The organism is Allobosea massiliensis (assembly GCF_042655245.1).
GTDB classification, from domain to species: domain Bacteria; phylum Pseudomonadota; class Alphaproteobacteria; order Rhizobiales; family Beijerinckiaceae; genus Allobosea; species Allobosea massiliensis.
The window spans coordinates 121,073-143,925 of record NZ_JBHSLU010000007.1 but is presented as its reverse complement, the minus strand read 5'-3'; the positions used below and the strand labels follow the sequence as shown (position 1 = coordinate 143,925).

Below are 22,853 nucleotides of genomic sequence, written 5' to 3'. Positions count from 1 at the left end.
GTTCGGGCGGTCTAGCCTTTCGCCCAGTAGACGTCGAGGCCCTGCGGCCGGCCGAGGAGGAGATCGACAGGCAGCGGCACGGGGCGGTCCGAGGCCGCCTTCAGCACGGCTTCCTTCTGCGCGCCCGAGACCAGCAGGCTCGCCCAACCCGCGCCGGAGAGACGGGCGGGCGACAGGGAGAGTCGCGGCGGCAGGCCGGGCGGCGTGGCGATGCAGATGCCGCTGTCGGGCAGCGCTTCAAAGCGAGCCTCTTCGCCCGGGAACAGCGAGGCGATATGGCCGTCGCTGCCCATGCCGCTGACGACGAGGTCCAGCGGCGGCAGGCTCGCGAGGTCGGAGGCGAGCGCGGCGGCAGCCGCTTCGATATCGCTGCCATGGTCATGGAAGGACAGGAACCCGACCCGCCCCTCGCGCAGCGGCGCGAATTGCGCGCGGATCATGCGCTCGTTCGAGGCTTCGTCGTCGGCGGCAACGAAGCGCTCGTCGGTCGGCAGCAGCGTGACGTTCTCCCAGGCCAGGTCGCGGCTGCCGAGCGCGGCCAGAAAGCGGGCCGGCGTCGTGCCGCCGGGGACGGCGAGCGACGCCCTGCCCTGCCCCGCCAGCAGGGCGCGCAGCCGGATGGCGACGGCCTCCGCCAGCGCCTCCGAGGCGTCGGCCAGGGTCGCGAAACGATGCCAGGCGACAGATCCTTGCGGCTGCATCACTCGAAGTCCGGATCGGCCCAGGAGCGGCCCTCGCGCTCGATCAGGCCGATGGCCTGGGACGGCCCCCAGGAGCCGGCGGCGTAACGATGCGGGTGGGGCGAATAATCCTGCCAGCCGGCGATGATCGGATCGACCCAGCGCCAGGCCTGCTCGACCTCGTCGCGATGCATGAACAGCGTCTGGTCGCCGCGGATGACGTCCGTCAGAAGGCGCTCATAGGCGTCGGGCGTGCGCTCGTCGAAGGCGGTGGAATAGCGCAGGTCGAGCTGGCGCGGCACGATCTTCAGCCGGCCCGAGCCCGGCACCTTCATCATCAGCTGGAGCTGGACGCCGTCATTGGGCTGGAGGCGGATCAGCAGGCGATTGGCGTAGAGCTTGTCACACGATCCGCCGCCAAAGATCGAGTGCGGCACCGGCTTGAAGGTGACGACGATCTCCGAATAGCGCTGCGCCATGCGCTTGCCGGTGCGCAGATAGATCGGCACGCCGGCCCATCGCCAGTTGTCGAGTTCGCAGCGGAGCGCGACGAAGGTCTCGGTGTTGCTAAGATGGCCGAGTTCGTCGGCATAGCCGCGCACGCGCTGGCCGTCGATCTGGCCGGTTCCGTACTGGCCCCGGACCGTGTAGCGCTCGACGTCGGGGCCGACGATGGGCCGCAGCGCCTTCAGCACCTTGATCTTCTCGTCGCGCACGGCGCCGGCCTCGAGCAGGTTGGGCGGCTCGATGGCGAAGAGAGTGAGCAACTGCATGAGATGGTTCTGGACCATGTCGCGCATCTGCCCAGCCTTGTCGTAGTAGCCGGCGCGGCTTTCGAGCCCCACCGTCTCGGCCACCGTGATCTGGACATGGTCGATGTCGCGGCCGGTCCAGGAGCGCTCGAACAGCGTGTTGGCGAAGCGCAGCACCAGCAGGTTCTGGACCGTCTCCTTCCCGAGATAATGGTCGATCCGGTAGGTCCGGTCCTCCGGCAGGATGCGCGCGACGGCGTCGTTGATCTCGCGCGCGGAGGCGAGATCGCGCCCCAGCGGCTTCTCGAGGATGACGCGCGAGGTCGGCGTCAGGATGTCGGCGGCGGCGAGGTTCTCGCAGATCGGGATGAAGAGGTCGGGCGGCGTCGAGAGGTAGAAGGAGCGAACGCGGCCATCGTCACCGAGCGCCTTCTTGAGCGCCTTGTAGGTCTCCGGCTTCACGGCATCGAGAAGCACGATGGTGAGGCGCTGCTGGAAGGCATGGATGTGATCGGGGGAGAGCCCCTCCTCCTTCAGTCGCTTGGCGATCTGCTTCGGCAGACCATCGACATCCTCCTGCTTGCGGACGATGCAGAGAATGCGGCTCTCGTCGGGAAGAACGCCTTCGCGGCTGCGCTGCGCCAGCGCCGGGAAGAGCTTGCGCAGGGCAAGGTCGCCGCCCGCGCCGAAGATCACCAGGTCGAAGGCGGGCACGGGCGTGCGCTCGGGAATGGTTTCGGGCCGCAGCGTGCGGCCGGCAATGGCGTCCATGGGTCAGTCGTCTCCGTGCCCGTCCGCGAATCCAGCGCGGCGTCCGAGTGGACGGCGGGCGTGCGACGAGAATGAGACCAAGCGCCGCGATTGCCAAACGCTCAGAGCGCAGGGCGGCCGGCCGTCAACCGCGGCGGAAGCCCTCGCTGGCGGTCAAAAGCTGCCGGGCATAGTCCGTCTGCGGGTTGCGGGCCGCGAGCGTGCCCGCCGTCATCTCCTCGACGCCGCGGCCGAACTGCATCACCAGCAGCCGCTCGCACATATGGCCGACGACGGCGAGATCGTGGCTGACGAGGATATAGGTCAGCTTGCGCTCGTGGCGCAGCGCCTGCAGCAGGTTCAGCACCTCGGCCTGGATCGAGACGTCGAGCGCCGAGGTCGGCTCGTCGAGCAGCAGGATCGAGGGCTCGAGCACGAGCGCGCGCGCGATCGCGACGCGCTGGCGCTGGCCGCCGGAGAGCTGGTGCGGGTAACGGAAGCGGAATGAGGACGGCAGGCCGACCTCCGACATCGCCCGCCCGATCCGCGTCTCGGCATCGCCGATGCCGTGGATGGCGAGCGGCTCGGCCAGCGTGTCATCGACCGTCTTCTTGGGATGGAGCGAGCCGTAGGGGTCCTGGAAGACCATCTGGACGGCGCGGTAGAAGGCCTTGTCGCGGATCTTCGGCTGGGTCTGGCCGGTGATCTCGACGATGCCGCTCCAGTCCCGGTTCAGCCCCGAGAGCACGCGCAGTACGGTCGACTTGCCGGAGCCGGACTCGCCGACGATGCCGTAGCTCTCGCCGGAGGCGACCGCGAAGGAGAGGTCCTTCACGACATGCGAGTCGCCGAAGGAGACGTTGAGGTTTTCGACGCGGATGGCGGGTTGCGTGGTCATTCAGATGTTCCGGGGTCGGCAGCCGCACCGCCGTCATGCTCGCCCTCGTGGCGAGCATCCACGTCTTGGTCATAGTGCTCGGCGCAGAGAGGCGTGGATGGTCGGGACAAGCCCGACCATGACGGGAGAGGCAAGGCGCTGAACGCGACGACCCTCATGCTAGCCATGCCGGGTCGCGCTGGAGGGTCGACAGCTTCGCGCGCGGATGGTCGAGATCGGGCAGACAGCCGAGCAGGCCGAGCGTGTAGGGGTGGCGCCGGGCGCGGGCGGACTCATCGGCGAGTTCGGCCGCCGGCAGCGTCTCCATCGCCTTGCCGCCATACATGACGATGACGCGGTCGCAGAAGGACTGCACCAGATGCAGGTCGTGGCTGATGAAGATCAGCCCCATGCCGCGCTGGGTGACGAGATCGTCGAGGATCTTCAGGATCTGCAGTTGCACGGTGACGTCGAGCGCCGAAGTCGGCTCGTCGGCGATCAGGATGTCGGGCTCGGCGATCAGCATCATCGCGATCATCACGCGCTGGCCCATGCCGCCCGAGACCTCGTGCGGGTAGAGGTCGTAGACGCGGCCCGGCTCGCGGATCTGGACCTGCTCCAGCATGGCGAGCGAGCGTTCCTTCGCCTCGCGGGCGCTGGCCTTGTGGTGGACGCGATAGGCCTCGGCGATCTGGTCGCCGACGGTGCGGACGGGGTTGAGCGAGAATTTCGGGTCCTGCATCACCATCGAGATGCGGCGGCCGCGCAGTTTGCGGCGCTCGCGCTTGTCCATGGTCAGGAGGTCCTGCCCGCGGAAGACCATGCGGTCCGCCGTGACGATTCCGGGCGGCGGAATCAGGTCGAGGATGGCGCGGCCGGTCATCGACTTGCCGGAGCCGGACTCGCCGACGATGCCGAGTCGCTCGCGGCCGAGCGTGAAGGAGAGCCCGCGCACGGCATGGACGATGCCGGTCGGCGTGTGGAAATCGACGCGCAGATTGTCGAGTTCGAGGAGGGGCTGGTCCGCAGGGGTCTGGTTCATGGCGCTCACCTCGCATCCATGACGTCGCGCAGGCCGTCGCCGAGCAGGTTGAAGCCGAGGGCGACGATGCAGATGGCGATGCCGGGGAAGGTCGCGACCCACCACTGGTCGAAGATCTGCTCGCGGCCGGCCGAGATCATCGCGCCCCATTCGGGGATCGGCGGCTGGGCGCCGAGCCCGAGGAAACCGAGGCCGGCAGCGATGAGGATGACGCCCGCCATGTCGAGCGTGGTGCGCACGATCAGCGAGGGCAGACAGAGCGGCACGACATGCTTCCAGACGATGCGCCATTGCGAGGCGCCCTGCAGGCGGATCGCGGCGATGTAGTCCTGCTGGCGGATGATCAGCGTCTCGGCGCGGGCGACGCGGGCGTAAGGAGGCCAGGCAGTGATCGCGATGGCGATGACCGCATTCTCCAGGCCGGGGCCGAGCGCCGCGACGAAGGCGAGCGCCAGCACCAGCCGCGGAAAGGCCAGAAAGACGTCGGTCATGCGCATCAGCGCTCGGTCGACCCAGCCGCCGAGATAGCCCGAGGCCGCGCCGATGAGCAGGCCGATCGGCCCGACCGAGACAACGACGAGCAGCACGATCACCAGCGTGACGCGGGTGCCGTAGACGATGCGGCTGAAGATGTCGCGGCCGAGCGAGTCTGTGCCAAAAAAGTTGGTGCCCGAGGGCGGCAGCAGGCGGCGGTCGAGATTCTGTGCCAGCGGGTCGGCGGTGGCGATCAGCGGCGCGAAGGCCGCGACCAGCAGCAGTGCGACGATGATGCCGAGCCCGACCATGGCGAGCCGGTTGCGCCGGAAGGCGAGCCATTTCCGGTACATCTGCCCGAGCCGCGCTTGGCGGCGGGAGGACGGCGAGTCGGTGAGGAGATAGTCGGTCCAGGTGGTCATGCCGGCCTCAACGCGTACGCGGATCGACCAGCCGGCCGAGGATGTCGGAGAGCAGGTTGACGCCGATGAAGACGGCTCCGATCACCAGCGTGCCGCCCAGCACCGCGTTCATGTCGGCGTTCAGGAGCGAGTTGGTGAGGTAGCGTCCGAGCCCGGGCCAGGCGAAGATCGTCTCGGTCAGCACCGAACCTTCGAGCAGGTGCATGTAGGAGACGGCGATGACCGTCACCAGCGGCACGAAAGCGTTGTGCATCGCATGACGCCAGACGACGCGGAATTCGGAGAGCCCCTTCACCCGCGCGGCGATGACGTATTGCTGCTGCAGCTCGGTGATCATGAAGCTGCGGGTCATGCGGCTGATATAGGCGACGCTGAGAATGCCGAGCACGGAAGCCGGCAGGACGAGATGGGACCAGGCGTCGCGGACGGCCTCCCAGTCGCCCTCGAGCGCGGCGTCGATCATCAGGATGCCGGTGACGGGCGTGATCAGGTCCTGGAAGGCGACGCCGGCGCGGCCGGGCCCGCCGACCCAGCCGAGCTTGGCGTAGAACAGCAGTAGCCCCATCAGGCCGAGCCAGAAGACGGGAATCGAATAGCCGAACAGGCCGATGATGCGGGCGACCTGATCGGGCCAGCGGCCCTGATTGACCGCCGCGACGACGCCGAGCGGGATGCCGAGCAGGCAGCCGATCAGCGTTCCGAGCGTCGCTAGTTCCAGCGTCGCCGGGAAGACGCGCTTGATGTCGTCGACGACGGTGTTGGAGGTCAGCACCGAGCGGCCGAGATCGCCGCTGAAGACCTTGCCGACATAGATCGCGAATTGCTGCCAGAGCGGTTTGTCGAGGCCGAGCTCGATGCGGGCGGCCTCATAGGTCTCCGGCCGGGCGTTGTCGCCGACGACCGCGAGCACCGGGTCGATCGGGATCACCCTGGCGATGAAGAAGGTGATCAGCAGCAGGCCGAAGATGGTGATGGCTACGGTGACGAGTTCTCGCGAGGCGATCTTCGCCCAGCGTCCCGCCGTTTCGCCCCAATGGCGTTTTCGAACCGGGCCGGCAGCCATGTCCGTCATCGTCGTTCTTCCGTGTTCGGCTCCGGCGAGGCAGGTGCGCCCCGGACCGGAAGCAAAAGCCCCGCCGCGGCCGGTCGGCCGAGGCGGGGCGTGTCGTGAGAGGCGCTCAGTTCTTGGCGATCGGCGCGTAGAAATTCGTGTCCGAGCTCGGACCGATGACCCAGTTCTTGACGTTCTTGCGCTCGGCCGAGACCTCGACCTGCTGGAACATGATCACGAAGGGCGAGACCTTCTGGTGCTCGCGCTGCAGATCGCCATAGACGGCGGCGCGCTTGGCGGCGTCCTGCTCGAGCACATTGGCCTGGGTGGTCTTGGTCATCTCGGGGATGTCCCAGGCGTTGCGCCAGGCCAGCGTCTTCGACTTCGCGTCCTCGTTGTTGTTCTCGTTGATGGCGAAGGTCTCCGCATTGGTGTGCGGGTCGAGATAGTCCGGGCCCCACTGGCCGATATAGATATCGTGGGTGCGGGCGCGGTACTTGGTCAGCGTCTGCTTGCCGTCACCGGGGATCAGCTCGAGCTTGATTCCGGCCTGACCCCAGGTCGACTGGATCGCCTGAGCGATGTCGGTGATCGGGCTGACCGAGCGCACGTCCATCGTGACGGAGAAGCCGTTCGGCAGACCGGCCTTGGCGAGCAGTTCCTTCGCCTTGGCGGGGTTGAACGTGTAGGGCTTGTCGTCGATCGCGCCGAGGAAACCCTTGGGCAGGAAGGACTGGTGCGCCTTGTAGGTGCCCTCGACGATGTTGCGCTCGATCGAGGCATAGTCGACGAGGTACTTGAGCGCCTCGCGGACCTCCGGCTTGGCGAAGTTCGGGTTCTTCGTGTTCAGGCCGAGATAGAGAATGTAGCCCTTGTCGCCCTGGACGAGCTCGATGTCCTTGTTGGCCTTGACCGCCGTCAGCTGGTCCTTGGACAGGTTGCGGGCGATGTCGATGTCGCCCTTCTCGAGCAGCAGGCGCTGCGAGGCCGGCTCGGCGACATGGCGCACGATGATGCGCTTGTTCTTCGGCGCGCCCTTATACCAGGCCTCGTTGGCATCGAGCGCATATTGCTCGTTGGGACGATAGGCGCGGACCTTGTAGGCGCCGGAGCCGGCCGAGTTCTGCTTCAGCCAGCCATTGCCCCAGTCGCCATCCTTCTCATTGGCCTTGACCAGCTTGCTGTCGACGATCGAGGCGACGCCGGAGGTCAGGCAGTTGAGGAAGAAGGTCGGCGCGAAGGGCTTGGAGACGGTGATGACGAGGGTGGAATCGTCGGTCGCCTTCACCTTCTCGGTGACGTTGTCCTTGGTGAAGCCGAACTGGGCCAGGATGAAGCCGGGCGACTTGTTCAGCGTCACGGCCCGCTGGAAGGAATAGACCACGTCGGCCGCCGTCAGCGGGTTGCCCGAGTGGAACTTCACGCCGGGGCGCAGCTTGAAGGTGTAGGTCAGATTGTCGGGCGTGACGCTCCAGCTCTGGGCGAGTTCGGGGACGAGCTCGTTGTTCTTGGCGAGGTCGACGCCCATCAGCTTGTCGTAGAGGTTGGTCACGACCTCGACGCCGGAGAATTCGAACGCCTCGGCCGGATCGAGCGAGATGATGTCGTCGATCTGCTTGGCCATGACCACCGTGTCCTTCGGGGTCTGGGCCAGGGCCACGGTGGTCTGGGCGGTCGTCGCCAGCAAGGCCGTGAAGGCCGACGCCACCATCAATTTCGCAACGTGACGCATCGCATTCCCCATCGGTTCGGATTGTCGGCCGCGCTCCGGCGGCCATTGGCGTGAATGTGGAACCAGTTGGCGGCTTCTGTCCAGCAGGACGAGGCGCATGTCCAGATGTTGCTGCACAGTTCTTGTGCATCGGGCTGGTCGGGATCGGGCAATGCGTCGCGAGTTGCGGCTTTGCGCGCCCTGCCGGCCTCGCTAACGTGAGCATGCTCCGGCGCCCGCCGGCCCATGACAAGCAGGTGCCCAGCCCTTGGCCATCATCGCCGCGCTCCACCACGTCACGCATTACCGCTACGACCGGCCCGTCACGCTCGGGCCCCAGATCATCCGCCTGCGCCCCGCGCCGCATTGCCGGGCGGCGATCAACAGCTATTCGCTGAAGGTCACCCCGGCCGAGCATTTCGTGAACTGGCAGCAGGACCCCAGCGGCAACTGGCTGGCGCGCTATGTCTTCCCGGAGCCGGTGCGGGAGTTTCGCATCGAGGTCGATCTCGTCACCGAGCTGTCGATCATCAACCCCTTCGACTTCTTCGTCGAAACCGATGCCGAGACCTTCCCCTTCGCCTATCCGGAGGAACTCAGGGCCGAACTCGCGCCCTATCTGGTGACCGAGCCCGCCGGCCCGTTGCTGACGGATTTCCTCGCCACGGTGGCGCGCGAACCGACCAATACGGTCAACTTTATCGTCGACCTGAACGCGCGGCTCGCCGGCACGATCGCCTATGGCATCCGCATGGAGCCCGGCGTGCAGGAGCCGGAGCACACGCTCGGCATCAAGTCCGGATCCTGCCGGGACACGAGCTGGCTGCTGGTGCAGATCCTGCGGCATCTCGGCCTCGCGGCCCGCTTCGTCTCCGGCTACCTGATCCAGATGAAGGCGGATATCGACCCGCTCGAGGGGCCGCGCGGCACGGACAAGGACTTCACCGACCTCCACGCCTGGGCGGAGGTCTATATCCCCGGCGCCGGCTGGATCGGGCTCGATCCGACCTCGGGCCTGCTGACCGGCGAGGGCCATCTGCCGCTGGCGGCGACGCCGCATTACCGCTCGGCAGCGCCGGTCTCAGGCCTGGCGAGCTATGCCGAGACGGTCTTCGATTTCGACATGAGCGTGGCGCGCGTCCATGAGGTGCCGCGCATCACCCTGCCCTTCTCGGACGAGTCCTGGCAGCGCCTCGACGCGCTGGGCGAGCGCGTGGAATCCGATCTTCAGGCGCAGGATGTGCGGCTGACGATGGGCGGCGAGCCGACCTTCGTCTCGATCGACGACCAGACCGGCGAGGAATGGAACACCGCTGCGGTGGGGCCGACCAAGCGACAGCGCGCGGATGTGCTGATCCGGCGCCTGCGCGAGCGCTTCGCGCCCGGCGGCATGCTGCATTACGGCCAGGGCAAGTGGTATCCGGGCGAGAGCCTGCCGCGCTGGGCCTTCGCGCTGTACTGGCGCGCCGATGGCGAGCCGATCTGGCGCGACGCCGCGCTGATCGCCCGCGAGCCCGGGGCTCCGACCGGCGTCGACCGCGAACTCGAGGCGGGCGCGACCATGGCCGAAGCGGAGGCCCTCGCCGAAGGACTGTCAGACAAGCTCGGGCTCGGCGCCGACTATGTGCTGCCGGCCTATGAGGACACCGGCTTCTGGCTGCTGAAGGAGGCGCAGCTTCCCGACAATGTCGATCCGCTCGACCCGCGTCTCGCTGACCCCGAGGAACGCGCGCGGATGCAGCAGGTCTTCCAGCTCGGGCTGGGCAAGCCGCGCGGCTACGTCATCCCGGTGCAGCGCTGGCAGAGCCAGGCCGGCGACCGGCGCTGGCGCTCGGAGAAATGGCGCCTGCGGCGCGGCAAGCTCTTCCTCGTGCCGGGCGATTCCCCCGTCGGCTACCGGCTGCCGCTCGGCTCCCTGCCGGTGGTGCCGAAGGCGGAATACCCGCATATCCACCCGCAGGACCCGATGGAGACCCGCCCGCCGCTGCCGCGCGCGGCCGGCGGCTTCGGCCCCGCGGTCGATCCGCCGCATGAGGCGCCGGTCAAGCCGGAGCCGCACCCGACCCAGGACCCGCCTCATCAGACGTCGCGCTCGGTCGAGACCGGCGGCGCCGCCGCGCAGGACCGCACCGAGCAGGAGATCGGCGGCGAGCATGTGCGCACCGCGATCAGCCTCGAAATCCGCGACAAGGTGCTCTGCGTCTTCCTGCCGCCGGTGGAGCGGCTGGAGGATTATCTCGACCTCGTCGCCAGCGTCGAGGCGGTGGCACGCGAGCGCAACCAGCCCGTCCATATCGAGGGCTATGCGCCGCCGCACGATCCGCGGCTCAATGTCGTCAAGGTCACGCCCGATCCCGGTGTCATCGAGGTCAACATCCACCCGGCACGGAACTGGCGCGAGGCGGTCGAGATCACGCGGGGCGTCTATGAGGAGGCGCGGCTGGCGCGGCTCTGCGCCGAAAAGTTCATGGTCGACGGGCGTCACACCGGAACGGGCGGTGGCAACCATGTCGTGCTCGGCGGCGTCACACCGCCGGATTCGCCGTTCCTGCGCCGGCCGGACCTGCTGAAGAGCATCGTGCTCTACTGGAATCGGCACCCCTCGCTCTCCTATCTGTTCTCGGGGCTTTTCATCGGCCCGACCAGCCAGGCGCCGCGCATCGACGAGGCGCGGCACGACGCGCTCTACGAACTCGAGATCGCGCTGGCGAACATCCCGGGGCCGGACGCCCCTTCGATCCCGCTCTGGCTGGTCGACCGGCTGCTGCGCAATCTCCTGGTCGACGTCTCCGGCAACACGCATCGCACCGAGATCTGCATCGACAAGCTCTATTCGCCGGACGGGCCGACGGGACGGCTCGGGCTGATCGAGTTCCGTGGTTTCGAGATGCCGCCGGATGCGCGGATGAGCCTGGCGCAGCAACTTTTGGTGCGGGCGCTGATCGCGTGGTTCTGGCGCGAGCCGCAGACTGGCCCGCTGGTGCGCTGGGGCACGGCGCTTCATGACCGCTTCATGCTGCCCGAGATGGTCTGGCAGGATTTCCGCGAGGTGCTCGCCGATCTCGGCCGGGCCGGCTACGCCTTCGATCCGGTCTGGTTCGAGGCGCAGGCCGAGTTCCGCTTCCCCTTCTTCGGCAAGGTCGAGCATGGCGGCGTCGAGATCGAGATCCGCCAGGCGCTCGAACCCTGGCATGTGCTCGGCGAGGAGGGCGCGATCGGCGGCACGGTGCGCTATGTCGATTCCTCGGTCGAGCGGCTTCAGGTCAAGGCGAAGGGGCTGGTGCTAGGGCGCCATCTCGTCACCTGCAATGGACGGCGGTTGCCGATGACGCCGGCCGGGACCACGGGCGAGAGCGTCGCGGCCGTGCGCTTCAAAGCGTGGCAGCCGGCGTCGGGCCTGCACCCGACGATTCCGGTCCATGCTCCGCTGACCTTCGATATCGTCGACACCTGGGTCGGGCGCTCTCTCGGCGGCTGCGTCTACCATGTCGCCCATCCCGGCGGTCGCAATTACGAGACGCCGCCTGTGAATTCCTATGAGGCGGAGGCGCGCCGGCTCGCGCGTTTCGAGGCAATCGGCCATACTCCCGGGGCGCTGGCGATTCCGCCGGAAGAGCGCAGCGCCGAATTCCCGCTGACGCTGGATCTGAGGCGGCCTGCGGGAGTGTAGACGAAAGCGATGGCAGCCCAGGGCCGATCCCCCTCCGTGCGCGTGGGGACGGAGCGTCGCAACGCTCTGCTGGCGGATTATCGCCCTCTTCCGGGCGTCTATGACGAGATCCTCGGTGCGGACGGCCAGGTCCGCCCGCAATGGGAGCCCTTCCTGACGGAGTGGTGCGCCTTCTCGCCCGAGGAGCTGAATCAGCGCTTCGGCCTTGCCGACCGCCATGTCCACGACACCGGCGTCTCCTACCGCGTCCATGGCGACATCGATCCGCGCGACCCGACCGCAGGCGAACGGGCCTGGCCGCTCAGCCATGTGCCGCTGGTCATCACCGGGGCGGAGTGGCAGACGATCGCGGCCGGCGTCGCCCAGCGGGCGCAGCTCTTGAGCGGGCTGCTCGAGGACATCTACGGCCCCGGCGAGATGATCGCGAACGGTCTCCTGCCAGCGTCGGTGGTGACGGGGAGCCCGGACTATCTGCGCCCGCTGCAGGGCGCGCCCGGCGGCGGCACGCTGCAGCTCTATGCGGTCGATCTCGGGCGCGGACCGGACGGGCGCTGGTGGGTGCTGCAGGACCGCACCCAGGCCCCGTCGGGAACCGGCTATGCGCTGGAAAACCGGCTCGCCCTATCGCGCGCCTTCCCCGACATGTTCCGGACCATGAACATCGAGCGGCTGGCGGCCTTCTTCCAGGCCTTTCGCGCCGGCCTCGTCGCTCGGTCCAAGCGCGTCGAACCGCGGATCTGCCTGCTGACGCCAGGGCCGCTGAACGAGAGTTACTTCGAGCAGACCTATCTGGCCCGCTATCTCGGCTTCCTACTGGTCGAGGGCGGCGATCTCGTCATGAGCGAGGGACGTGTGCATGTGCGCACCATCGCCGGGCTGAAGCGCGCGGACGTGATCTGGCGCCGCATCGACGGCGATTTCGCCGATCCGCTCGAACTCAACGCCTCTTCGGCGCTCGGTGTCGCCGGGCTGGTGCAGGCCGTCCGCAAGGGCAGCGTGCATGTCGCCAACGGGCTGGGCTCAGGCGTCGTCGAGGCGCGCGCCCTGATGGGCTTCCTGCCTGCGCTGGGCCAGCGTCTGCTGGGCGAAGCGATGATTCTGCCGAACGTCGCGACCTGGTGGTGCGGCCAGCCGCGCGAGCGGGCCGTGGTGCTGGAGCGCTTCGACGAGATGAGCATCGCCCCGGCCTTCCGCAGTGCCGGCGGCGGGCTCGACAGCGGGCCGGTCGTGGTGGCCGATCTTCCGGCCGCCGAGAAGGAGGCGCTGAGGCGCCGCATCGAGGCGCGGGGCATGGACTATGTCGGGCAGGAGGTGGTGCGGCTCTCGACCACGCCGGTGTTCCAGAACGGGCGGCTGCAGCCGCGCCCGATGACGCTGCGTGTGTTTGCCGCCGCCACGCCCGACGGCTGGAAGGTGATGCCGGGCGGCTTCTGCCGGATCTCCGACGAGCGGGACGCGCGGGCGGTGAGCATGCGCAGCGGCGTGCGTTCCAGCGACGTCTGGGTGACCTCGGATGCGCCGGTCGACCCCGTTTCGCTGCTGCCGGCGCCCGACCGCATCACCATCCGCCGCATCACCGGCACGCTGCCGAGCCGCGCCGCCGACAACCTGTTCTGGCTCGGGCGCTATCTGGAGCGGACGGAGGCGACGCTACGGCTGGTGCGCGCGCTGCTGGGGCGGCTGATCGACACCGACCCGGCGCAGGGCCGCAACGAGACGCTGAAACGCCTCGCCAATCTGCTCGTCGCCTGGGGCGCCGCCCCCGGCGGGCGCGGCCAGACTCCGGCCGGCCAGGCCTCGGCGGCGCTCCACGCGCTCGACCAGTACGGCTCGGCGATCTCGACGATGCGCGAGGCGCGACGCACGGCCTCGGTCATCCGCGAGCGGCTCTCGATCGACGCCTGGCGGCTGTTCGGCGACATGCAGGAACAGCTGACCCTGGAGCCGGGACGCGAGCCCAGCGAGGGCGAGGCTTATGAGATCGCCGACCGGGCGCTGAAGTCGCTCGCCGCCTTCTCGGGCCTCAGCCAGGAGAACATGGTGCGCGGCCCGGGCTGGCGCTTTCTCGACATCGGGCGACGGCTGGAGCGCGGCATCGCGACCTGCCGCTTCGCCCGCCATTTCGCCGAGACCAATGCGCCGGGCGACGCGCTCGACGCGCTGCTCGACCTGACGGATTCGCAGATCACCTATCGCTCGCGCTATCTGCTCGGCGCCAGCCTGCAGCCCGTCCTCGATCTCGTGATGCTCGACCCCTACAATCCCCGTTCCGTCGCCTTCCAGATCGACCGGCTCGACACCGAGATCCGGGATCTGCCGTCGCTGACCGAGGACGGCATGCTGGAAGCTCCGCGCCGGCTGATCCTCAAGCTCGCCGCCGAATGCCGCACGGCCGAAGCCTCACGGCTCGACCGCACCAGCATCCTGCTTTTCGAGCAGTTGCTGATGGGCGTCTCGAGCGCCATCGCCGACCGCTATTTCCTGCAGAGCAGCGGTCCGGAAGCCTCGCGCCTGACAGGCATCGCGTGATCTACGACCTGCGTCACGTCACGACCTACGCCTATAGCCGGCCGGTCCCCTTCGCGCGCTGCATCCTGCGGCTGCAACCCCGCAACGACGGCGGGCAGAGCGTCCAGAGCAGCGAGCTCATCGTGACGCCGCGCCCGGCCGAGCGCGACGACGGCGTCTGCTTCTTCGGCAACCGGATGACGACGCTCACCATCGCCAAGCCACATCGCGAGCTGAAGATCGAGATGCGGGCACGCGTCGAGGTGCGGCGGCCGCAGGCGCCCTTCCCCGCTCTGACGCGCAGCTGGGAAGAGGTCGGCGAGCAGGCCCTCGCCTCGGCCAGCCTCGCGCCGGATTCCCCGGCGCATCACCTCTATCCCAGCCGTCTCGTGCCGCCTGTCGCGGCCGTCACCGACTATGCGCGCAACAGCTTCCCGCCGAGGCGACCCGTCCTCGAGGGGGCGACCGAGCTGATGGCGCGCATCAAGACCGACTTCACCTATGATCCCGAAGCCACCGAGGTCTCGACGCCGCTGGAGGAAGCCTTCCGCCAGCGCCACGGCGTCTGCCAGGACTTCGCCCATGTCATGATCGCAGGACTGCGCGGGCTCGGCCTGCCGGCGGCCTATGTCAGCGGCTACATCCGCACCGTGCCGCCGCCGGGGCAGAAGCGGCTCGAGGGCGCCGACGCCAGCCATGCCTGGGTGATGCTCTGGTGCGGGCCCGAGACCGGCTGGATCGGGCTCGATCCGACCAACGACCTGATCGTCGCCGACGATCACATCGTCACCGCGTTCGGGCGCGATTATGCCGACGTCTCTCCGCTCGACGGCGTGGTCATCGGCCCCGGCTCGCAGAAGATCGGCGTGGCCGTCGACGTCATCCCGATCGGCTGAGCGCCTGCGGCCACGCAGACCAGCCCGAGCTACTTTTCTTTTATTGGTTGCCATGGCAACTTGTTTCCGCGCAGCCGCCGGCAAGGCGGGCGCAGGGAGGATGTCGTGCGAACTCAGGTGGCGATCATTGGGGCCGGCCCGTCGGGGCTGCTGCTCGGCCAGTTGCTGCATCAGGCGGGGATCGACAGCGTCATCCTCGAACGCAAGAGCCGCGACTATGTACTCGCGCGCATTCGTGCCGGCGTGCTCGAGCAGGGCACCGTCGGCCTGCTCGACAAGGTCGGGGCCAGCGGACGGCTGCATGCGGAGGGCCTGCCGCATGACGGCTTCGAGCTGCTCTTCGGCGAACGGCGCCACCGCATCGCCCTCAGCGAACTGACCGGCGGCCGGCACGTCACCGTCTACGGGCAGACGGAGGTGACGCGCGACCTGATGGACCAGCGCGCCGCGCAGGGCGGCAAGACGGTCTTCGAGGCCGACGACGTGACGCTGCACGGCTTCGACGGCACCAGCCCCTATGTCACCTATCTCGACGGCGGCGTTCCGAGGCGGCTCGACTGCGACGTCATCGCCGGCTGCGACGGTTATCACGGCGTCGCCCGCGCCAGCATTCCGGCGAGCGCGCTGCGCGTCTTTGAGCGAGTCTATCCCTTCGGCTGGCTCGGCATCCTCGCCGATGTGCCACCCGTCTCCGACGAGCTGATCTATGCCCGCAGCCAGCGCGGCTTCGCGCTCTGCTCGATGAGATCGCCCACGCGCAGCCGCTACTATGTCCAGTGCGGGACCGACGAGCGGGTCGATGCCTGGTCCGACCAGCGCTTCTGGGACGAGCTGCGCCGAAGGCTCGACCCCGAAACGGCGGAAGGCCTGACGACGGGGCCCTCGATCGAGAAGTCGATCGCGCCACTGCGCTCCTTCGTGGCCGAGCCGATGCGCTTCGGCCGGCTGTTCCTCGCGGGCGACGCCGCCCACATCGTGCCGCCCACCGGCGCCAAGGGCCTCAACCTCGCCGCCAGCGACGTGCATTACCTGTTCGAGGCGCTGCGCGAACTTTTCCTCGACCACTCCGAGGCGGGCATCGACGCCTATTCGCAGACAGCGCTGGCCCGGGTTTGGAAGGCGGAGCGCTTCTCCTGGTGGCTGACCTCGCTGATGCATCTCTTCCCGGAGCAAAGCCCGTTCGAGCAGCGCATGCAGCAGGCCGAACTCGACTATCTGGTCTCGTCCGAGCACGCGATGGCGGCGCTGGCGGAGAACTATGTCGGGTTGCCCTACTGACGGAGGCGCTCAGGCGGCCTGCGGCTCCCGCTGCGTGGCGTGGCGTTCGCCCCACGCCTTCAGCGCCATGATGACCGGCTGCAGCGTTCGCCCCCTGTCCGAGAGCGAGTATTCGACCCGCGGCGGCACCTGCGGATAGACGACGCGCAGGATCAGCCCGTCAGCCTCCAGCTCACGCAGTTGTGTGGTGAGCATGCGCTGGGTCACGCCGGGGACGCGCTTGCGGATCTCGTTGAAGCGCAGCGTCCCGCTCATCAGGTGATAGAGCAGGATTCCCTTCCATTTGCCGCCGATCAGCCCCAACGCGGCCTCGACCGGGCAGCCTGCGGAACAATAGGGCTCCTGAAAACGAGGAGGCATCACGGTATCCTTTTCGGCACTATCGGCGGAAATTGTGCGTTCTTGCGGCATCCGAGAATAGGGATCATCTCGCCTGCATTGCAATGCAGGAGACCTCCCCCATGCGCGCCATCGGCTATCGCGAACCCCAGGACATCAGCGCCGAAACCAGCCTCATCACCCTCGATCTGCCCGAGCCCGTCGCGACCGGCCGCGACCTGCTGGTCGAGGTCAAGGCGATCTCGGTCAATCCGGTCGACACCAAGGTCCGGCGCAACGCCCGCCCGCCGGAGGGCGAGGCGCGGATTCTCGGCTGGGATGCGGCCGGCATCGTCAAGGCTGTGGGTCCCGAGGTCACGGCCTTCGGGCCCGGCGACGCCGTGTTCTATGCGGGTGCGCTGAACCGCCCCGGCGCCAACATGGAGTTCCATCTCGTCGACGAGCGGATCGTCGGACCCAAGCCGACAAGCCTGTCCTTCGCCGAAGCCGCCGCCCTGCCCCTGACCATGATCACGGCCTGGGAGATGCTGTTCGACCGGCTGAAGGTGCGTGACCCCGTGCCGGGCGCGGCGCCGGCCCTGCTCATCGTCGGTGGGGCGGGCGGCGTCGGCTCGGCGGCGATCCAGCTCGCGCGCCAGATGACCGATCTCACCGTCATCGCCACCGCATCGCGGCCGGAGACCCGGGCCTGGGCGAGCGAACTCGGCGCGCATCATGTCGTCGATCACAGCCGCCCGCTGGCGGAGGAGGTCGCGGCTCTCGGGATTGGAGCGTCCGGTTTCGTCTTCTTCACGACCCACACCGCCCAGCATCTGCCCGAGGTTCTGAAACTGGTCGCGCCGCAGGGGCGGCTCGGCGTCATCGACGACGCGCCGACGCTCGATGTGATGCCGCTCAAGAACAAGTCGCTGTCGCTGCACTGGGAGCTGATGTTCACCCGCTCGCTGCACCAGACCGCCGACATGCAGGCGCAGGGCGACCTGCTGGCCGAGGTGGCGCGGCTGGTCGATGCCGGCGCGTTGCGCTCGACCCTGACCGAGAGCTTCGGCCGGATCGACATCGCCAATCTCAAGCGCGCCCATGCCCTGCTCGAAAGCGGCAAGGCCAGGGGGAAGATCGTGCTTGAGGGCTTTTGAGCGTCAGGCGTGACGCGGGAGCGCCGAACCGTTCACCGGGCGGCGCAACACGGTGAGCAGCCGAGCCCGCCCTTGCGGATTCCCGCTGGGTCCGCGCGGTCGGGCCAACTGATGGCAGCCGGCCCGGAACCCCTCCGGGCCCAGGCCGTTCCTCAAAGGCCTCCGCACCTTCGGCGGAGGCGACAGCAGAAAGGAACGTCATGCACAGACGCTCATTTTTGGCCGTCCTGGTCGGCAGCTTGACCATGGCGACGAGCGGAGCCGCTCTGGCGGCATCGACCGTTTCGAACGAGGCGCAGGCCGATGCCGTCGATCTTGCGGGACTCGACGAAGCAGATTCTGAATATGCCCATATGCCGCCCGGACCGCGGCATCGCGGGCATCGCGAATGGCACCGGCGCCGCTGGGCCCGGCGTCGCCGCCGCCGGATGCGCCGCATGCGCCGCCGCTGGCATCGCGGTCGCTGGCATTATTACTGGTAGCCGGCCGATAGCTTGAGGCGCTGCCCCGACATGACGACGCTCGCGCTCCGCTGCGCGGGCGTCAGGCAGGGGTGGGGAACTCGGATCCCGACCATTCGACGGGGACCTTCAACGTTCCGGCGACGATGGAGCTCGCCGCAGCTTCGATCCGCCCCCGGATATCGACGGGCACCGAGGGGGCCATAACGAGCCGGACAGCCTCCGGCGTCTCCAGCCCGAGCCGCTTGATCTCGCCGGTGGCGAATTTGCCCGCGGTGAAATCCGCCACCGCATCGAACAGGGCCCGGCCGGAATCGGCGAAGGCGGAGGCGATGAAGACGTCGGGCGCGATCGCGGTCCAGTCGCCGACATTGCCGATCTGCTTGACGCCGCGCTCGCGGCAGGCGGCCGTGACGCCGTCGCGACCGGCATTGAGCATGGTGAAGATCACCTGCGCATCCTCGGCGATCATGGCGCGGGCGACCTTTTCCGACAGGGCGTTGTCGTCCTGGTTGCCGGAGAAATTCGTCAGCAGGATCACCTTCGGGTCGGCATGAGCGACACCGGCGGCATAGGCGGCGCGGCCCTTCAGGCCCGGCGTGACGCGGATGCCCGACATATGGCCGACGACACCGGTGCGGGTGGTCAGGGCGGCGAGCATGCCGGCAAGGAAGGCCGACTGCTCCTGCAACACCTCGTAGCTCGCGAGGTTGGTTCCCGTGACGTTGCCCTGGGTCACGGCGAAACGCACCGACGGGAATTCGGCCGCCACCGCCTTGGCGGCGGCGTTGTTCTGGCCGCCATGGGCGATGACGAGGTCGGGCCCGGCAGCCGCGAGTTCGCGCAGCGCGGCCGTCAACTCCTCGGGCTTCGGCTGGACGCCCTGTTTGAAGGCGACGGAGACGCCGAGACGGGCTTCGGCCAGCTTCAACCCGTCATAGCCCGCCTGCATGAAGCCGCGATCGTCGATGCGCCCGGCAAAGAGCGCGGCGACCTTCTTCGGAGCCTGAGCCCGCCCGAGGGTCGGCAGGCAGGCGGACGAGATCAGGGCGAGCGCGGTACGGCGGTTCGGACGAAGCAGGGTCATCGTGGCGGGGTGCCTCCGGTTGAGATCAGCCGGGAGCAAAGACCAGATCGGCGGGCGCTGCAATGTCGGAAGACCGGGCGGCGCTGCGGCCGCCCGGTCCCGAGTCGTCTCAAGCCAGCGTGTAGGCGGTCTTGACCGTGGTGTAGAACTCTTTGGCGTAGGCCCCCTGCTCGCGGGGTCCATAGCTCGAGCCCTTCCGGCCGCCAAAGGGCACATGGTAGTCGACGCCCGCGGTAGCGAGGTTGACCATCACCATGCCGGCTTCGGCATTGCGCCGGAAATGCGTCGCATGCTTCAGCGAGGTCGTGCAGATGCCGGAGGACAGGCCGAACTCGGTGTCGTTGGCGATGGCGAGCGCTTCCTCGTAGTCCTTGACGCGGATGATATTGGCGACGGGCCCAAAAACCTCCTCCCGCGAGATCCGCATGCTGTTCGTGGTCTCGGTGAAGAGCGCCGGCTGGAGATAGAAGCCGGGGGTCTCGCGGTTCAGGAGCTCGCCGCCCCAGACCAGCTTGCCGCCCTCGTCCTTGGCGATCTGGATGTATTTCAGATCCTGGTCGAGCTGGCTCTGGTCGACGACCGGGCCGATATGCGTGCCGGCCTTGAGCGCGTCGTCGACGACGACGCCCTTCAGCCGCTCGATGCAGGCCTCGACGAAGCGGTCATGGATGCCGGACTGGACGATCAGGCGCGAGGACGCCGTGCAGCGCTGGCCGGTGGAGAAGAAGGCGCCGGTGACGGCGGCCTCCACCGCGACCTTGAGATCGGCGTCGTCGAGCACGACGAGCGGGTTCTTGCCGCCCATCTCCAGCTGAACCTTCTTCATCGGCGAGGAGGCGATGCAGGCCTCCGCCACCTTGCGGCCGGTCGCGACCGAGCCGGTGAAGGAGATGGCGTGGACGTCCTTGTGCTGAAGCAGCGCCTGGCCGACGACCGAGCCGCGACCCATGACCAGGTTGAGCACGCCCTTGGGCAGTCCGGCGCGCTGCAGGATGTCGACCAGCGCCCAGGCCGAGCCCGGCACGAGGTCCGCCGGCTTGATGACGACGCAATTGCCATAGGCGAGCGCGGGCGCAATCTTCCAGGCGGGGATCGCGATCGGGAAGTTCCAGGGCGTGATCATGCCGACGATGCCGACCGGCTCGCGCGTGATCTCGACACCGACGCCCGGGCGCACCGAAGGCAGGGCCTCGCCGGTCAGGCGCAGGCATTCGCCGGCGAAGAAGGCGAAGATCTGGCCGGCGCGACCGGCCTCGCCGATGCCCTCGGCCAGGGTCTTGCCCTCCTCGCGGGAGAGCAGGCGGCCGAGCTCCTCCTTGCGGGCGAGGATCTCGTCGGACGCCTTCTTCAGGATCTCGTAGCGCTCCTGCGGGCCGGAGCGGCTCCAGGCGGGAAAGGCGGCCTTGGCGGCGGCGACGGCGTCGTTGAGCTGATCGACGGAGCCCTGGGCATATTCGCCGACGACGTCATTGGTGTTGGAGGGGTTGATGTTGCGCGAAACTTGCGAGCCGCCGGCCCATTCGCCAGCGATCAGGTTCTTGAACATCTCGGTCATCAGCGGCCTCCCACGGCGTTTTGTGTTCGCCGCGCGGTGTAGCCGTTCTGGCCGGCGATGACCATTGCCGCGGCGGGACGGGCCAAGTCCGCTCGCGCATGGAGGGCGCTCAGAACTCCGCGTCGAGCTCCTCGACCTCCTCGGGCTCGGCCTTCGCGGCTTCGATCCAGCGCTGCAGCACGGGCCAGGCGGCGATGGTGCGGCAATAGCTCCGGCAGGCTTCGTCCAGCGCGACGTCATAGGTGAGGAAGCGCAGGCAGACCGGCGCGTACATCGCATCCGCCATCGTCAGCGTCCTGCCGAAGAGATAGGGCCCGCCATAGCGCTGCAGGCAGTCGCGCCAGATCTCGGTGACACGGTCGATATCGGCCTGGGCGCCGGCCCAGACCTTGAAGCCGGGGTAATGCGCCTTGAGGTTCATCGGCAGGGCCGATCGCAGATTGGCGAAGCCGGAATGCATCTCGCCGCAGATGGCGCGGCAATGGGCGCGGGGGGCGGCGTCCTGCGGCAGGAGGCCGGCATCGGGCCTGATCTCGTCGAGATAGGCGGCGATGGCGAGCGTGTCCCAGACCTTGATGCCGTCATGGGTCAGGCAGGGCACGAGGAAGGAGGGCGAGAGCAGCAGCAGCTCGGCCCGCGTCGAGGGGTCGTCGGCGGAGAGCATGTGCTCCTCCACCTCGAGACCCGCCATCATGCAGAGCAGCCAGCCGCGCAGCGACCAGGACGAGTAGTTCTTGCTGCTGATCGTCAGTGTCGCGCCGGTCATGGCAGGCATCCTCTGCGGCAGTCAGAGATCTAGCAAGAGCCATTCCACTGCGGAATGCGGATTAGAACAATCTTGCGGAAACCCGCTTTTGCAGTGCAACATCGAGCGGGGCGCGGCCTGCCGCCGGAGAATGCCGGTTGCGGCCCGCCGGGCTGTTCAGCAAGGGCGCGTCGCGATGCTCTATCTCGCCTATCAGGCCCAGTCGGATCTGTTGAATCCGGCCCGGATGCTGGCGCAATCCGCCCTGGCGGCGATCGGCGCGCGGGCGATGAGCGGCCAGCCGGTAGACTGGCGCGCGACGGCGGCGGCTTACGAGATGGTGACGCGGGCGGGCCTGACCCATGAACGCCCGCCCTACCACATCGAGAGCGTGCGCGAGGGCAATCGCGACGTGCCGGTGACCGAGGAGGTGGTGCTCACCCTCCCCTTCGGCAGCCTGCTTCGCTTCCGCAAGGACAGCGACACGCCGCAGGCCAAGGTGCTGGTCGTGGCGCCGATGTCGGGCCATTTCGCGACGCTGCTGCGCAACACGGTGGCGACGCTGCTGCGCGACCACGACGTCTACATCACCGACTGGCACAATGCCCGCGACGTCTCGCTGGAGGCAGGCCCTTTCGGCTATGACGACTATGTCGACACGCTGATCCGCTTCGTCGAGACGCTGGGGGCGGACACGCATATCGTCGCCGTGTGCCAGCCCTGCGTGCAGGTGCTGACGGCGGCGGCCGTGATGGCGCAATCGGGCAGCCCATTCCAGCCGCGCAGCATGACGCTCATGGCCGGGCCGGTCGACACCCGGATCAATCCGACGACGGTCAACAAGCTCGCGACCGACAAGCCGATCGAGTGGTTCCGGCGCAATCTGATCGCGACGGTGCCGTCACGCTTCCCCGGCGGCGGTCGCAAGGTCTATCCGGGCTTCGTGCAGCTCGGCGCTTTCGTGGCGATGAACATGCAGCGCCATGTCAACGCGCATATCGACATGTTCCTCCACCTCGCCACCGGCGAGACGGAGGAGGCGCAGAAGATCAAGTCCTTCTACGACGAATACTTCGCCGTGCTGGACCTGCCGGCGGAGTTCTATCTCGAGACCGTGCAGTGGATTTTCCAGGAGGCGCGGCTCGCCGCCCGCACCCTGACCTATCGGGGCGAGCCGGTCGATTGCCGTGCGATCCGGCGCACCGCCCTGCTGACCGTCGAGGGCGAGCGCGACGACATCTGTTCGCTCGGCCAGACCTCGGCGGCGCATGACCTCTGCTCGGGGCTGAAGCCCTTCCGCAAGCGCCACCACATGCAGGCCGGCGTCGGCCATTACGGCGTCTTCTCCGGCCGCAAATGGGAGGGGCAGATCTACCCGATCGTCCGCAACATGATCCTGGCCAACAGCTGAGGCCCCGG

17 protein-coding genes are annotated in these 22,853 nt (G+C 68.2%); 6 read left to right on the top strand and 11 right to left on the bottom strand.

The window, feature by feature from the left end; genetic code table 11:
- Positions 1-11: 11 nt before the first annotated feature.
- From ACFPN9_RS03770 to ACFPN9_RS03740, 7 genes are all read right to left on the bottom strand, one after another.
- Positions 12-701 (bottom strand): 6-phosphogluconolactonase, encoded by a 690-nt coding sequence (locus ACFPN9_RS03770; RefSeq protein ID WP_066718092.1) that lies wholly within the window; start codon positions 699-701, stop codon positions 12-14.
- Entirely contained in the window at positions 701-2,203 is a 1,503-nt protein-coding gene (gene zwf, locus ACFPN9_RS03765; protein ID WP_066718089.1) for a glucose-6-phosphate dehydrogenase, read from the bottom strand. Before zwf ends, ACFPN9_RS03770 begins: the two co-directional genes overlap by 1 nt.
- Positions 2,204-2,327: 124 nt before the next feature.
- Positions 2,328-3,080 (bottom strand): ABC transporter ATP-binding protein, encoded by a 753-nt coding sequence (locus ACFPN9_RS03760; RefSeq protein ID WP_066718086.1) that lies wholly within the window; start codon positions 3,078-3,080, stop codon positions 2,328-2,330.
- 154 nt (positions 3,081-3,234) lie between these two features.
- Complete coding sequence (locus tag ACFPN9_RS03755; RefSeq protein ID WP_066718081.1) at positions 3,235-4,101, bottom strand: ABC transporter ATP-binding protein; 867 nt, start codon at positions 4,099-4,101, stop codon at positions 3,235-3,237.
- A 5-nt stretch (positions 4,102-4,106) separates the two neighbouring features.
- Positions 4,107-4,997 (bottom strand): nickel transporter permease, encoded by an 891-nt coding sequence (nikC, locus tag ACFPN9_RS03750; RefSeq protein ID WP_066718080.1) that lies wholly within the window; start codon positions 4,995-4,997, stop codon positions 4,107-4,109.
- A gap of 7 nt (positions 4,998-5,004) precedes the next feature.
- The gene (locus ACFPN9_RS03745; protein WP_082735137.1) at positions 5,005-6,069 is read right to left on the bottom strand and encodes an ABC transporter permease; all 1,065 of its coding nucleotides are present in this window, start codon (positions 6,067-6,069) and stop codon (positions 5,005-5,007) included.
- Positions 6,070-6,175: 106 nt separating this feature from the next.
- Positions 6,176-7,672: an ABC transporter substrate-binding protein gene (locus ACFPN9_RS03740; RefSeq protein WP_245282508.1), complete on the bottom strand. Its 1,497-nt coding sequence runs from the start codon at positions 7,670-7,672 to the stop codon at positions 6,176-6,178.
- A 355-nt stretch (positions 7,673-8,027) separates the two neighbouring features.
- Between ACFPN9_RS03740 and ACFPN9_RS03735 the strand changes: the two genes are divergently transcribed.
- The 4 genes from ACFPN9_RS03735 to pobA all read left to right on the top strand — a co-directional run bounded on the left by ACFPN9_RS03735 (position 8,028) and on the right by pobA (position 16,111).
- Positions 8,028-11,429 (top strand): transglutaminase family protein, encoded by a 3,402-nt coding sequence (locus ACFPN9_RS03735; RefSeq protein WP_066718079.1) that lies wholly within the window; start codon positions 8,028-8,030, stop codon positions 11,427-11,429.
- Between the two features lie 9 nt (positions 11,430-11,438).
- Positions 11,439-13,958: a circularly permuted type 2 ATP-grasp protein gene (locus ACFPN9_RS03730; RefSeq protein WP_377815385.1), complete on the top strand. Its 2,520-nt coding sequence runs from the start codon at positions 11,439-11,441 to the stop codon at positions 13,956-13,958.
- Complete coding sequence (locus tag ACFPN9_RS03725) at positions 13,955-14,833, top strand: transglutaminase family protein (protein WP_066718077.1); 879 nt, start codon at positions 13,955-13,957, stop codon at positions 14,831-14,833. Before ACFPN9_RS03730 ends, ACFPN9_RS03725 begins: the two co-directional genes overlap by 4 nt.
- Before the next feature lie 105 nt (positions 14,834-14,938).
- On the top strand, positions 14,939-16,111 hold the full coding sequence (gene pobA / locus ACFPN9_RS03720; RefSeq protein ID WP_066718076.1) for a 4-hydroxybenzoate 3-monooxygenase: 1,173 nt from the start codon (positions 14,939-14,941) through the stop codon (positions 16,109-16,111).
- 9 nt (positions 16,112-16,120) lie between these two features.
- Here pobA and ACFPN9_RS03715 read toward each other — a convergent pair whose 3' ends face one another.
- Positions 16,121-16,471 carry a winged helix-turn-helix transcriptional regulator gene (locus ACFPN9_RS03715; protein WP_066718073.1) on the bottom strand — a complete coding sequence of 117 codons (351 nt, stop codon included), beginning with the start codon at positions 16,469-16,471 and terminating at the stop codon, positions 16,121-16,123.
- Between the two features lie 101 nt (positions 16,472-16,572).
- Between ACFPN9_RS03715 and ACFPN9_RS03710 the strand changes: the two genes are divergently transcribed.
- A complete protein-coding gene (locus ACFPN9_RS03710) occupies positions 16,573-17,586 on the top strand; it encodes a zinc-binding alcohol dehydrogenase family protein (RefSeq protein ID WP_066718070.1) in 1,014 nt (337 codons plus the stop codon).
- Between the two features lie 543 nt (positions 17,587-18,129).
- Here the strand turns inward: ACFPN9_RS03710 and ACFPN9_RS03705 are convergent.
- From ACFPN9_RS03705 to ACFPN9_RS03695, 3 genes are all read right to left on the bottom strand, one after another.
- Positions 18,130-19,134, bottom strand: coding sequence for a BMP family protein (locus ACFPN9_RS03705; RefSeq protein ID WP_082735139.1), 1,005 nt, complete (start codon positions 19,132-19,134; stop codon positions 18,130-18,132).
- 109 nt (positions 19,135-19,243) lie between these two features.
- Positions 19,244-20,689 carry an aldehyde dehydrogenase family protein gene (locus ACFPN9_RS03700; protein ID WP_066718065.1) on the bottom strand — a complete coding sequence of 482 codons (1,446 nt, stop codon included), beginning with the start codon at positions 20,687-20,689 and terminating at the stop codon, positions 19,244-19,246.
- A gap of 109 nt (positions 20,690-20,798) precedes the next feature.
- Complete coding sequence (locus ACFPN9_RS03695; protein ID WP_066718062.1) at positions 20,799-21,455, bottom strand: glutathione S-transferase family protein; 657 nt, start codon at positions 21,453-21,455, stop codon at positions 20,799-20,801.
- 175 nt (positions 21,456-21,630) lie between these two features.
- Between ACFPN9_RS03695 and ACFPN9_RS03690 the strand changes: the two genes are divergently transcribed.
- Positions 21,631-22,845, top strand: a complete 1,215-nt coding sequence (locus ACFPN9_RS03690) for a polyhydroxyalkanoate depolymerase (RefSeq protein ID WP_066718059.1) — start codon at positions 21,631-21,633, stop codon at positions 22,843-22,845.
- Positions 22,846-22,853 lie beyond the last annotated feature (8 nt).